The organism is Flavobacterium frigidimaris, assembly GCF_002217275.1.
Taxonomy (GTDB): domain Bacteria; phylum Bacteroidota; class Bacteroidia; order Flavobacteriales; family Flavobacteriaceae; genus Flavobacterium; species Flavobacterium aquidurense.
Genome location: NZ_MUGV01000007.1, coordinates 221,689 through 235,199, shown reverse-complemented (window position 1 = coordinate 235,199; position 13,511 = coordinate 221,689). Strand labels below are relative to the sequence as shown.

The following is a 13,511-nucleotide window of genomic DNA, read 5'->3' as shown; positions in this document are numbered from 1 at the left end:
GCTATTTGTCTCTTGTTTTTAATCCTTTAAGAAATTTATGATCTAAAATCAAAGTTAGAGTAAGACGGACAATTGTTTTAGGGCAGTAAATAAATGAATTCAAGATGCCCTGATTATTCAGTGTTAATATAAATAAACTGCATCTTTCAATATACGAAACTTTCTTTTTATTCCTGTCATTAGCAATTAACCAATAATTTGTTAAGTGACACCCCAGAAAAAGAGTCCCATTATATAAACTATTTCGTTTACTATCATAAAAAGCCTCCAAAAAAATTCTTGTACGAGGGATATAAGTTCTGTAATCCCAACCTACTTCATCATTATATGAGTCAATAAGTGTTTCATCAATGAATTCACAAATAACGTCTTCATTTTTTTGTACATATTTCAAAACTAAAATAATAGTACCCACCATACTGGAAAGATTTGTATAGTAATTCTGCAATGAAGGTTGAAGTTTACTGATATCATACAAGCAAGAAGACATAGTAAAAGAACTTGAAAAAACAGTGGGGCACTTAAACTTATTTATCAACTCATCAAAGCCCTTAGTTTTAAACGATACTCCCTTACAAAAGTTCAGAAATACAGCATCACCTTTTTTATCAATAATGTCTAACATGAACGCAACAGCATCTTTTCTCACATAGTCGTCATCAGATAAGGTCCACAACCATTTAGTTTCACAATTTTCAAAGCATCGTGCGATATTAGCATCACCTCCGACATTAACCTTATTCCTAATCAAAGTAAATTTAGATAATTCACCACTTGTGAAGTAACTTTCTATTGGTATATTAGAGTGATTGTCATAAACAATCAAATTAACACGTTCATTCAATTGGGGCAACAGTAATCTTACTTGTTTTTTTATTTCCCCAGGTCGATTATAAGTAGGTATACCAATAGTTAATATTGGATAATCTATTTGTAATTTACTATCCATTATGCCATTCTTTTTTCTTCGTTCTAAAAATAAAATAGGTCCATATAAAACCTATTACAGTCAAAATCATATAACCTAATGTGAGACCAAGTACTCCAAAATAGTTCCCAAGAGTAAGAGTTGAAACGCTACAAAGTATTCCTATTACGACACTAGGAATTAACATAGGTTCTTTTTTATGGCAACGCATATACGTTGCCCAACTTGCAACAACATGGTTTAGTAAAATTGGAATCATCATAAAAAGCATAGGTAAATTGGGAAGAAATCTATCTGCAAAATTCTTACCTCCTATTTTTACTTCAAAATGACGCAATATAAAAACAATTCCAAAAAGGGTAGTGAGTGCAAGCAAGTTTAAAAGAGTTGACTGTATAAGAGTTGTATTAAACAAATTGTCTAATTTGTCATATTCTTTTTGCGCAATTAACCCAGAAAAAACAGGCACTTTAGTTGACATCCAGCTAAACGCTAAAGAAAATATCGCATTCAAAACTGCCAAAGTCATTCCCATTTGTCCGGCTACAATTGCTCCTTCAGTAGCAAATAGAACGGGATTGAAAAGTTGAAATATAAAATAGCCACTTATCCAACTCAACGCTATTTTCCATTGATAGGGAAATATTTCCAATCGGTAGTTTACGCCCCATTTATCAAGTTTATTCCAAATAAAAATTAATATCTTTTTTTTGTTTCCAAAGAAAATCCAAATTGGAAACACTAAAAAAGATATTATTGCAGCTACTGGAACAGAGAAAAGTTTAAACCCTAAAAAAAACATCAACAACACTAAAACCAGTTGCATAACTTGTTGTACTAATCGAATTTTGGCTACTTCTTTTACTCGGTCTAAACCTTCAAAAAAGGCTAAGATAGGCGAAATCATTAGTGACAATGAAGTTGTTAACGAGAGGATAATCCAAGGAATTTGCCAGTTTACAGCAACATTTTCTTTACCATATTTATTAAAAAACACATAACCGGCAATTAAAAGACCGAAAATTAATAATACAGAAAGAACAGCAAACCATTTTACAGTAAATCGCAACAAAGAAGCCAACCTTGAACTCGATTCTGATGAACCTACAAAACTGGTTTGATCGTTCCAAGTTAGATTAGCATTTTCATGAGCTACAAACTGAGTAATTATTCCTGATAACCCTAATTCGAAAAAGATTTGTATGGCCAATATACTACCAAATGTGTAATAATAGCCTTGTTCAACTTTAGTCAAACACCTTGCCACGAATAATAATGTAATCACTCCGCCACCAGCTTGAATAATCCTTGACAAAACAGTATAAGCTATAGCTCCATCAATTCCAATTTTAGAGGAGCTCTTTTTTATTAATTTAAGCATTATGAATTTAAATATTCACGTATTACCTGAGCAATATAATCATAATGTGATTCATTTAATCCTGGCCAGACTCCTAGCCAAAATGATTGATTCATAATAATATCAGTATTTTCTAATGAACCAACTACTCTATGTTCAATATTTGCATAAGCAGGTTGCCTTAATAAATTTCCGCCAAATAATAAACGAGTACCAATTTTATTCTTTTCCAGATGTTGTACTAACATATGGCGATCATTTGCATCACCCTCCCTAAGTGTTAATAAAAACCCAAACCAAGATGGCTCTGAATTTGGAGTTGCTTCAGGTAATATAAAAACTTCTTCAAATTCTTTCATTCTCTCATATAAAGCAGCATAATTTTCTTTACGACGCTGTACGAATTGATCGATCTTTTTTATCTGCGAAACACCAAAAGCTGCCTGCATATCTGTAACTTTCAAGTTGAAACCAATGTGAGAATATGTATACTTATGATCATAACCATATGGCAATGTTCCAAGTTGCTGTCCAAAACGACATCCGCAGGTATCATCTTTTCCGGGTTCACAGTAACAATCACGTCCCCAATCACGGAAACTTTCCGCTAATTTTGACAAAACAGGATTATTAATTAAAACTGCTCCACCTTCTCCCATTGTTATATGGTGTGCCGGATAAAATGAAAAAGTAGAAATATCACCAAAGGTTCCCGTTTTTTTTCCATTATATGTAGCTCCTAATGAATCACAATCATCCTCAACTACCCAAAGATTATATTTTTTAGCAACACGCATTACTTCATCCAAGTCAAAAGGATTTCCTAGTGAATGTGCAATCATAATTGCTTTTGTTTTAGGACTTACTGCTGCCTCAATCATATCTGCTTTCACATTATGTGTAGCAATATCCACATCTATAAAAACCGGAATAGCTCCAAATTGAATTATTGGATTTATTGTTGTTGGAAAACCTGCAGCTACGGTAATAACTTCGTCTCCCTGTTTTATAGCTCTTTCTCCCAATTTCGGAGAAGTTAAAGCATAAAATGCTACAAGGTTAGCAGAGGATCCTGAATTTACTAAAAGAGATCTGTGTGCACCAAAATATGCAGCGAAATCTGCTTCAAACTTATTTGCGAAGCGTCCTGCTGTTAACCATCCGTCTAAGGCAGCATCAACTCCCATTAAAATATCCTCTTCATCTAATACTTTTCCCGTAACTGGTATATAGTTTTCTCCAGCAACAATAATTTGAGTTGATTTCTTTTTTGCAATTTCTCTTAAACTATTTAATAGAGAATCTTCTTTTAAATTTTGTAACATATCAATGATTGATTAAATCTTTTAATTTTTATCTTTTAGTTTAATTATTCCTTTTTAACTGATTCCACAAAATTGTTCTATTGATTGCTTCGTCAATTGTAAATACTTCTTTAAAATTTAATTCCTTTTTAATTTTATCAGTATTAGGCACTAGTTTTGAAACACTTAAATAATCCTTAGATGATCTTGTTAAAATTTCCATTTTAGATCCAGATTGATTTTGTATCTTGATTGCCAATTCATTTAAAGATATTGGGGTACTACTGCCTAAATTATATATTTCACCAATTTTACCATCAATTAATGATTTTAAAATGCAATATGCCATGTCACTTGCGTATAAATAACTCCTTTCGGTTAGACCATTTCCTAAAATTCTGATTGGTCCACCTAAAATTGCATCTCTAATAAAGCTATTAATTGCCCATGGTTTTTCTATGTCTTGATATGGACCTATGAAGGCAAATGGTCTCAAGATTATAATAGGCAATCTTAAATTATTTTTGTAATAAGAACATAAAGTTTCAGCTATTCTCTTAGATTCAGCATAACAATTAGCAATATTAAGTGCTTCAAAAGGTCCAAAAGAATTTTCGCTTATTAATTGTTCTGTTTCATTTTTACCATACACTTGGTGTGAACTTAAGTGCACTATTTTTTTTAAATCCTGAATTCTAGATGCGGCATCTAATAAAGATTGAGTTCCTTTATAAAATGTTTCAATTGTTTTTAATGGATCAGACACGTGCTCTCTATTATCTGGAGAACCTGCTGCATGAATAATATAATTTAGGTCACTAGGTAAGTCATGCAAATACCTAACATCTTGCTCTATGAAATTTATAAAGCTTTTTTCTGCTAAATGAGGAACTTCATCTTTAAACTTAACTATATCTCTACCCAACAAATATAATTTAATGTTTAAGTTGCTGGTAAAATTTATATAAGATACCATTTCAGCAATCCATTTACCAACAAAACCTGTTCCGCCTGTGACTAGGATTGATTGATTATCTAAAATTGAAAAACTCTCAATTTCTACACATGAAGCTTTACAATCCTCAAATACAATTTTATTTTTAGCTAAACTCATTATTTTCGATTTCTAATTAAATCCATCACGACTTCAATAATAATATCTTCCTGACCTCCAACAATTTTTCTTTTTCCTAATTCACGGTATACATCTCTCGGATCCACTTCATATTCATTTGAAATCCTGGTAACATGCTTTGCAAAACCTGAAAAAACTCCTGACAAACCACTAACAATACTGTCTGATTTAATAGTTGGAACAGTGCTCATTATTTTTTTCTCCGCTATATCAGATGCGTCAAGAATTTTGTACAAATCTATTCCGGTTACATATCCCATTTTTTCTAAAACAGCTACCAAAACTTCTAATTGTGCGTTTCCAGCACCAGCACCAAAACCTCTCGCAGTTCCATCGAGAATTTTTGCTCCCGACTCAATAGCTGTAATAGAATTTGCTACCGCCATTCCAAGATTATTATGTGCATGAAAACCTACCGGTACTTTTAATCCATTAACTAATGCTGAAATCTTTTCTTGGACATCCGATGGCAAATAAGCACCAGCTGAATCCATAATTATAATTCCTTCTGCTCCATATAATTCCATTTTCTGAGCTTCTTCAACCAAAACAGATGCTGAAGCCATATGGCTCATCATTAAGACCCCATATGCTTCCTTTCCTCTTTCTCTTACATAACCAAGGTGACGTTGTGTAATATCAGCTTCGGTACAATGGGATGCTACTCTAATAACCTCAACGCCAATATCTATAGCGTTAACTAAATCTCGTTTTATAGTGGCAAAACCAGGTATAACATGTATTCCTAATTTACTTTTATTAAGATGTTTTCTAGCTGTCTCTAAAATAGTTTTATCATCTTCTTTACTTAATCCTACTTGTAACGAAGACGCCCCCAGTCCATTACCGTGACCTACTTCTACAATAGGCACTCCCGCTTTATCAGCAGCTTCAGAATAAATTGCAATTTGTTCAGCACTTAATTGATGAGCGCAGGCATGATTTCCATCTCGTAATGTAGGGTCGCTAATTAATATTTGTTTAATCATGAAAATTTATTTGATATTATTAAAACTTCTAGAATACTGTTCAGCAACAGCAATCGCTGCGCAATTGATAATATCTAAATTACCAGCATACTTAGGCAAATAATCTCCCAGTCCTTGCGCTTTGACCATAATTACTATTCTTCCATTTTCAAAAACAGGAGGAACCAATAAACTATATCCTGGTACATAAGCCTGTATTTTTTCTATCATTATATCAATCTCTTTTTGCAAATACTCCATATTTGGATTTTCAACTTGCGCAAAGATAGTAGTTTGCATATCAATACAGGGATCTGCAGGATTCAAATTTAAAATTGCTTTTGTTCTAGGGACATTAGAAAAATGTTTTATACCATTTTCAGTTGTATCAACATATTCGTCTAAATTTAATCTAGTTGCTGGACCGGCACTTCTTGAAGCAATACTAGAAACTACTTCAATATATTCGACGTTCTCCTGTGTCTTACCTATTACGTGGGCAATGGGAATTGAAGCCTGACCGCCACAAGTTATCATATTTACATTTCTGTGTTCAATAACTTCATGTAAATTTACAGCTGGTATACAAAACACTCCCAGTTTTGCAGGAGTCATATCAACAACAATTTTGCCTAATTTATCTAAAATATCCCAATGCATTTTAGCATCTTTAGCAGAGGTTGCATCAAAAACTAAATCAACTAAATCTGAATTTTTAACAATTGCGTTTATACTTTCATCCGAAACTTTTACTCCCATTGCTATGGCCCTAGCCATCCCTGGTGATGATAAATTTCTACCAATAAATAAAACACATTCTAAAAATTCAGAGCGCTGAATTTTAATTAATAAATCAGTACCTATATTTCCACTTCCTAATATTGCTACTCTTAATTTTTTCATTTGTTATTTTTTAACTTCAATATTAGACGATTTAGGATGCAAACCATTTAACATATTCTTACTCAATTCTTCTCGAGAAATAAATGGAGATAAATCCTCCAAAGGTGGTGATATTAAGCTACCATCACTTTGGATTGCTAATCCTAGTTTTGGAACAAATAATTGATATGGATGCATAAATACTTCACAAATTACAGGACCGTCGATTTCTTGTACCTGAGGAATTACATTTTCAAAATCTTCCCAAGTTTTAATTTGGAATGAAGGTATTCCAAAGGCTGTAGCCAATGCACTAAAATTGGGACAAGTCACTCCTGAATTACTATCTACACCTGCTCTTCTTCCATTAAAGAGAGCATTTTGCGTATGTTTTATCATTAAATAACCATCATTATTAAAGATAAAGAGTTTTATTGGTAATTTATAGTGAACGATGGTTTGCAGTTCTTGCAAGTTCATCATCATTCCACCATCGCAATTTAGGCACAATACCTCTCCTTTTCCTCTTGCGACAGAGGCTCCAATTGCTGCCGGTAGACCATAACCCATTTCGCCTAATCCAGTGGAAGTCATTAATCTCTGTTCTTTCCCTATTCTTAAAACCTGGTGACCGCTAAGAAGTGCCGTCCCCATATCGGTTGTGATATGCTGATCTGGCTTTAAATGGGAGTTTAATTTTTCCATAAACTGGTAAGAATTGATAAACCCATCTTTATCAGGATGATCATCTGAATTAAACCAAGGATATTGTTCTCTATAATAATTACAAGTTTGAATCCAATTTGAAAAATCTAACGAATCAATTAGTTCTTTATCAAGCATTTTTTTAATAAAAACACCAGCATCAGCATTTATCGAATATTTATATCTTTCTTTATATTTATCCAATTCAAACTTGTCTATATCTACAACAGCTATTTCTGCCTCTCTAGCCAACTCATTAATATCATACCCAACCTGTGAAATTGCCATCCTAGTTCCTATGCAAATTAGTAAATCACAATTTTGAAGGATAAAATTAGCACTCCTCTGTCCGTATGTACCAGCTCTGCCATATACTAACGGGTGATTTGAGTCTATTGAGTCTATACCTGCCCAAGTTACTAAAGCTGGTATATTATATTTTTCTAACAATGGTTCCAACAATGATTCAGCATTTGCCAATCGAATACCGTTACCAAACCAAAACAAAGGACGTTTAGATTTTTTTATAGATTCTGTAATTAAATCAACATTTTGTCGTAAGTTACTATCAACATCCAGATTTAAATTTGGTAATTCAGATGATTTAAAATGAATGATATCTTTTTCTTCGATATTACTTGATTGCAAATTCATAGGTACGTCAATCCAACATGGACCAGGGCGCCCATGCGTTGCAATTGAATATGCTTTCTCTAACTCATAAACAACTAGATTAGCTTCAGATACTTTCGTTGCATACTTTGTTACCTTTTCAACCATCGCAGGACTATCGTAACCTTGTACACCCCACATTCTAACGTCTTTATGTAAATCAACGAATTTAGAATGCTCATTTCCAGATATAATAATTCCTGGTATTGAATCAGCCCATGCACTTACCACTCCAGTAATTCCATTTGTTGAGCCAGCACCAGTTGTTAGAATTGCTGCTGTGACTTTTCCGTTGGTTCTATAATATGTTTGCATTGCCATACAAGCTGCCTGTTCATGGTGAACACAAATGATTTCAGTATATCCTTTTTGCTGAATTGAATCAAAAATATGTGCATTTCCAGCCCCTATAATTCCAAAAACATGCTTTATTTCCTTTTTTATTAAAAAATCGGCTATTAAATCTGATATTTTCATAATCTTATTTATTCGAAAGGTTTAAAATATTTTTATTAAAAAAAATTGTCTTAGCTAAGCTTGTTTCTAAACTTGTATAAACTCCTAGATTTAAACCTTGTACGGCTTTATCAATGTTCGGAACGTATCTTAATGGAGGATTATTGGATGGTTTTGTTTTTACAATCACTTTTATATGATTTAAACTGTCTTGCTTTGAAATAAGAGTTGCAAGGTCTGATATCGTAATACTTCTATCTGATCCAACATTATAAGGACTATTATTCTCTCCCTTAAATAATATTGTCCATAACCATACTGCCAAATCGGCAGGATACATGTAGGATCTGTAAGGTGTTCCGTCGCCTTCGATAATTATATCATTTTCATTTAGGAAATTTTTAATAAAATTGCCAGCTGCAAAATGAGAATTTAATTCTAAAAACGGCCCCAGAAAAGCATAACATCTAGCAATTTTAACCGGTAAATCAAATAATTTATAGTGAGCAGCGCATAAGAGTTCCGCCATTCTTTTTCCTTCTCCATACATAGATGCAGCATCTGATGGGATTGGAGCTCCTATAAAATTTTCTGAAATATTCTCAATGTCTGAGGGTTGCTTTCCATATACTGCTCCGCTACTGGTAAGCAAAAATGACTTTACTTTCTTTAACTCTGCAAATTCTAAAACTCTTTTAGTTCCGTTTACAACAGTTTCAAACATAACTAACGGTTGTTCATCATTCAGCTTGACACTAGCCTCAGTAGCTGCATGAATAATATAATCAATATCATCCTCTATAAAATCAAAATTGAGAACATCGCCCTCTAAAAAAGTAATTTCATTATACTCTTTAATCCACTTATTTTTATCTAGAAATTTATTTACGTCACGTGTTAGAACAATTATTTTTGCTTTTAATTTTAATTTTCTATTAATAAAGATAAAACTCATTAATAACCAAATTCCAAAAAAACCAGTACCTCCTGTAAGGAATATTGTTTTATTTTCACTATCTAGCCAAAGATTTTTAGTATTTTCAAATACTAAATCCAAATCATCATCAAAATAATCTAGCATTTATTATTTATTTAAAAAATAAATGATTTGTTGCGCTGTGAAACTTGAAATGCTTTTACTATCATCATAAAAAGCTTTATACCAATCGATAGTCATACTAACAGCTTTCTCAGCATCTAATTTTGGTTCCCAATTCAGCTCAGTAATAGCTTTACTAATATCTAATTTTAGCAATCCAGCTTCATGAGGTTGATTTTCATCAAACTCCACTTTATATTTACCTTTTCCCCAACTTTGAATTGCCAGATTTAGCATTTCTTCAACTGGCAATGCATCTGATATATGTGGCCCAAAATTATAAGACTGATTGAATTGAAGTGAATTTACTTCAAGATTAGCACCTAATAATAAATAACCCATAATAGGCTCTAAAACATGTTGCCATGGTCTAACTGATTTGGGATTTCTTATTACAACTGCTATATCAGAGGCTAAAGCTTTTGCTATATCCGGAATCAATCGATCCTTTGACCAATCTCCTCCTCCAATAACATTTCCTGCTCTTCCAACAGCAATTCCTTTTTTGTGAATATTATATGTTTTATTATTAAAAAACGAATTTCTGTAGGAATCTATAACAAGCTCGGCACATGCTTTACTTGCACTGTATGGATCATAACCTCCTAGTCTATCGTTTTCACGGTATGGATAAATCCACTCATTATTGTGGTATACTTTATCTGTTGTAATTAATACCACATCACATTTTTTTGCTAATAAACGAACTGCGTCTAATACATTAGCAGTACCAATAACATTTACTTCAAAAGTTTCTGCCGGTATAGCATAAGATAAGCGAACCAATGGCTGTGCTGCTAGATGAAAAACAAAATCAGGTTGAAAATCAAGAATCTCTTTTTCTAAGCGTTTTTTATCTCTTAAATCTGCGATTACAGAATCACATATTTTCTGTCCCTCTATAAGAACAAACAAATCATCTTTAGTTTGTGGTTCTAAAGCATAGCCTTTTACTTCGGCACCTAACAAAGACAAAGTTTTTAACATCCAAGAGCCTTTAAAACCAGTATGACCAGTTAAAAAGACTTTTTTTCCATTATAAGATGCTTTTAATTTTTCAAATAATGAAACTACCATGTTTTCCATTTTGCATTTCCAGAATTCCACATTGCTTCCAATTCAACCCTATCCCTTAAAGCATCCATACACTTCCAAAATCCGTTGTGTCTGTAAGCAGCTAATTGTTGATCCTTAGCAATAGCTCCTAAAGGCTCTTTTTCCCATTGAACATCCTCAACATCATATTCAAGATATTCAAAAATTCCTGGTTCTAAAACAAAAAAACCTCCATTAATCCACATTCCATCACCAGCTGGTTTTTCCACAAAACTATCGACCTCACCTTCATTACCTATTTCCAAATTCCCAAAACGCCCTGGGACCTGAACACTTGTTAGTGTAGCCAATCTACCATGTGACTTATGAAATTCAAGTAATTCAGACAAATTCACATCCGCAACACCATCTCCATAGGTAAGCATAAAAGTTTCATCTTTTACATATTTTTTAATACGTTTCAACCTTCCCGCTGTATTTGTATGAAGACCAGTATCGATCAATGTGACTTTGAAAGATTCAGTTTCGGAATAATGGACATTAATATTATTATTGGCCAATTCAATTGTTACATCAGAATTATGCAAATAATAATTATAAAAGTATTCTTTAATAAAAGTCGCTTTATATCCTAAACAGATAACAAACTCATTGTAACCATGTTGCTCGTACATTTTCAAAATATGCCACAAAATGGGTTTACCTCCAATTTCCACCATTGGTTTAGGCCTTGCCTCAGTTTCTTCCATAAGGCGAGTTCCAAAACCACCTGCAAAAATTACTACTTTCATTATTTTATTTTGTTATTAATGGTTATTATATCTCAACATAAACATTATTTGTTAGCGGGTAGCTACAACATAATAAATATTCATTATCGTTTAAATCAGTCCTAGGCTTACTTAAGCCAATCATTTTTATTTCTCCTGATTTAAGAGTTGCTTTACAAGTACTACAGTTTCCCGTTTGACATGAATAAGGCAATTCAATTCCAATTTCTAATGCTTCCTCAAGTATTGAATTTCCTTTATTAATAGTAACCATATTTTCAATACCTTTAAAATTCAATTTGATATCTTGCTTACTTATTTCTTTAAAATCTTCGGGATTTTTAACAATCTCAAAATCTTCGGAAAATAAATTATCTAAATTCCCTGAAATACTAATCAATGAATCTTTAATTGTGTCTTTTAGTCCAATAGGCCCGCAAACATAATGTCTTGTTGGCTCATCTATCTTTGTAAGTAACTCTCTTATAAAATTTGAATTAATCCTTCCATGAAAATTATGCGAGTCATTATTAAAAAATTCTTCTTTTGAGTAGAAATAATAAATTTTAAAACGATTTGGATAAGTTTGCTTAAATTTCTCTAATTCATCCTGAAAAATTATTGATGCTTTAGATTTATTTCCATAAACTAGATGAATATTAACTAGTGGCTGGCCAGTTAATAAAAATTTTATCATAGAAAAAAGAGGTGTTATACCACTTCCAACCCCCCAAAAAACAACAGATTTCACTGACTCTTCTTCTTCAAAAATAAAATCCCCTAATGGCTCTTGCACTTCAATTACATCATCAACTTTTACATTGTCATTAATATAATTAGAAACAATTCCACCTGGTACACGTTTTACTGTAACATTAAGAGTTGAATCAATTGTGGGAGTTGATGAGAAAGAATAAGGTCTAATATATCTTCTACCATTAATTCTAAATTGTAATGTTAAATATTGACCTGCGAGATATTTAACCTTTTTTAACCCAGGTTGCTTAAAACACAACGTAATAGTATCTTCAGTCTCTTTTATGATTTGCTGAACTTTTAAAGTATAATTTTTCATTGTGTTTTTTACGACAAAAGCAATTAATTATATAACTAAGGTTTTTAAAATCTTTCTAAAGATTAAATAGAATATCATTAAAAAACCAGCTAAAAATCCCCCAATCAAAATTCCTTTTGCCTTACCAAATCTTTCTTTAGCTAAAGGTAAAATTGGTCTATCAATCACCTGAATTAATGGAGTTTCTTTTCGCAATGTTACTTTCGCTAATTCTGCCTGCTTTACTAACTCTGTTAAAATCGCTGTATTAGCCTGAACATCAACTTGTCTTCGAGCGGATGGTGCCCTACGAACATTCATTGCAGGATTTAAATTAAAAGCATTATCATTCGCTACAGCAACACCGGTTATAGCACCGTTAAGTTCTCTTCTAATCGAATCAACTTGTCGCTCCAAAATATTCATATTAATTCTTGCTTTTTTACTTTTTGTTGTAACATAAAATGTTCCAACCTGTCTGGCTAAAGCCTCACAAAAGTACTTTGAAAACAACTCATTTGTGGAAGAAACATCTATACTAATTATCGCAATTTTTTTATCTTTCTGTCCCACTGCAAGACCTCCCTTAGATAAATTCGAATACATAATTCCCATTATGCTATCTTCTGCACGTGTAAACTTTTCGCGATTGGCGTTAGGCAAAAATTTAATTGCAGCAAATTTTGGTTCTTCAGACCAATTTTTTCTCCATTTATTTTCCTGAATATACATTTCTGCTAAGGAAATTAACTTTCCATTTACATTAACTGGCATCAGTAGGGTTTTCTCCACCATTGATCTTGACTTGAACAATTCAGTCAAATTAGAACCAGTAAAAATTCCTCCTCCACTTCCTCCTAAATCTAATCCAAATGAACTTGCTAAACCCAAAGCTCCACCAATTCCACCCCCTCCCTTATCATCCTCTAAAGCAAATGTTAATGTAGCAGTATAGATTGGTTTTGTAATAAGTGAATAAATTACACCACACCCTGCCCCAACTATCCCAGCTAAAAAAATCATTTTCCATTTTAAAAGCAAATACAAATACCATTCTTTTACTTTTTGTATTAATTCATTTAACGAAATTTCATCGTTTTCGGTTGCCTTTTTTTCCATGTA

12 protein-coding genes are annotated in these 13,511 nt (G+C 32.5%); all 12 read right to left on the bottom strand.

Annotated elements, in window-relative coordinates; genetic code table 11:
• Nucleotide 1: 1 nt before the first annotated feature.
• From B0A65_RS04050 to B0A65_RS03995, 12 genes are read right to left on the bottom strand one after another with little or no spacing between them, the layout of a single operon-like run.
• Nucleotides 2–949, bottom strand: a complete 948-nt coding sequence (locus B0A65_RS04050) for a glycosyltransferase family 2 protein (RefSeq protein ID WP_074659398.1) — start codon at nucleotides 947–949, stop codon at nucleotides 2–4.
• Nucleotides 942–2,309: a lipopolysaccharide biosynthesis protein gene (locus B0A65_RS04045; RefSeq protein WP_074659397.1), complete on the bottom strand. Its 1,368-nt coding sequence runs from the start codon at nucleotides 2,307–2,309 to the stop codon at nucleotides 942–944. Before B0A65_RS04045 ends, B0A65_RS04050 begins: the two co-directional genes overlap by 8 nt.
• Nucleotides 2,309–3,613: a lipopolysaccharide biosynthesis protein RfbH gene (rfbH, locus tag B0A65_RS04040; RefSeq protein WP_074659396.1), complete on the bottom strand. Its 1,305-nt coding sequence runs from the start codon at nucleotides 3,611–3,613 to the stop codon at nucleotides 2,309–2,311. Before rfbH ends, B0A65_RS04045 begins: the two co-directional genes overlap by 1 nt.
• 40 nt (nucleotides 3,614–3,653) lie before the next feature.
• A complete protein-coding gene (locus tag B0A65_RS04035; protein ID WP_074659395.1) occupies nucleotides 3,654–4,706 on the bottom strand; it encodes an NAD-dependent epimerase/dehydratase family protein in 1,053 nt (350 codons plus the stop codon).
• A complete protein-coding gene (gene dmpG, locus B0A65_RS04030; protein WP_074659394.1) occupies nucleotides 4,706–5,716 on the bottom strand; it encodes a 4-hydroxy-2-oxovalerate aldolase in 1,011 nt (336 codons plus the stop codon). The genes B0A65_RS04035 and dmpG overlap by 1 nt, the downstream gene beginning before the upstream one ends.
• Before the next feature lie 6 nt (nucleotides 5,717–5,722).
• Nucleotides 5,723–6,598 (bottom strand): acetaldehyde dehydrogenase (acetylating), encoded by an 876-nt coding sequence (locus B0A65_RS04025; protein WP_074659393.1) that lies wholly within the window; start codon nucleotides 6,596–6,598, stop codon nucleotides 5,723–5,725.
• Between the two features lie 3 nt (nucleotides 6,599–6,601).
• On the bottom strand, nucleotides 6,602–8,431 hold the full coding sequence (locus B0A65_RS04020) for a thiamine pyrophosphate-binding protein (protein WP_074659392.1): 1,830 nt from the start codon (nucleotides 8,429–8,431) through the stop codon (nucleotides 6,602–6,604).
• 4 nt (nucleotides 8,432–8,435) lie between these two features.
• A complete protein-coding gene (locus tag B0A65_RS04015; RefSeq protein WP_074659391.1) occupies nucleotides 8,436–9,491 on the bottom strand; it encodes an NAD-dependent epimerase/dehydratase family protein in 1,056 nt (351 codons plus the stop codon).
• 3 nt (nucleotides 9,492–9,494) lie between these two features.
• Nucleotides 9,495–10,586: a CDP-glucose 4,6-dehydratase gene (gene rfbG, locus B0A65_RS04010; protein WP_083370437.1), complete on the bottom strand. Its 1,092-nt coding sequence runs from the start codon at nucleotides 10,584–10,586 to the stop codon at nucleotides 9,495–9,497.
• Entirely contained in the window at nucleotides 10,580–11,356 is a 777-nt protein-coding gene (rfbF, locus tag B0A65_RS04005; protein WP_074659389.1) for a glucose-1-phosphate cytidylyltransferase, read from the bottom strand. The genes rfbG and rfbF overlap by 7 nt, the downstream gene beginning before the upstream one ends.
• A gap of 25 nt (nucleotides 11,357–11,381) precedes the next feature.
• Nucleotides 11,382–12,410, bottom strand: a complete 1,029-nt coding sequence (locus tag B0A65_RS04000) for a ferredoxin--NADP reductase (RefSeq protein ID WP_074659388.1) — start codon at nucleotides 12,408–12,410, stop codon at nucleotides 11,382–11,384.
• 27 nt (nucleotides 12,411–12,437) lie between these two features.
• Nucleotides 12,438–13,508 carry a Wzz/FepE/Etk N-terminal domain-containing protein gene (locus tag B0A65_RS03995; protein ID WP_074659387.1) on the bottom strand — a complete coding sequence of 357 codons (1,071 nt, stop codon included), beginning with the start codon at nucleotides 13,506–13,508 and terminating at the stop codon, nucleotides 12,438–12,440.
• Nucleotides 13,509–13,511 lie beyond the last annotated feature (3 nt).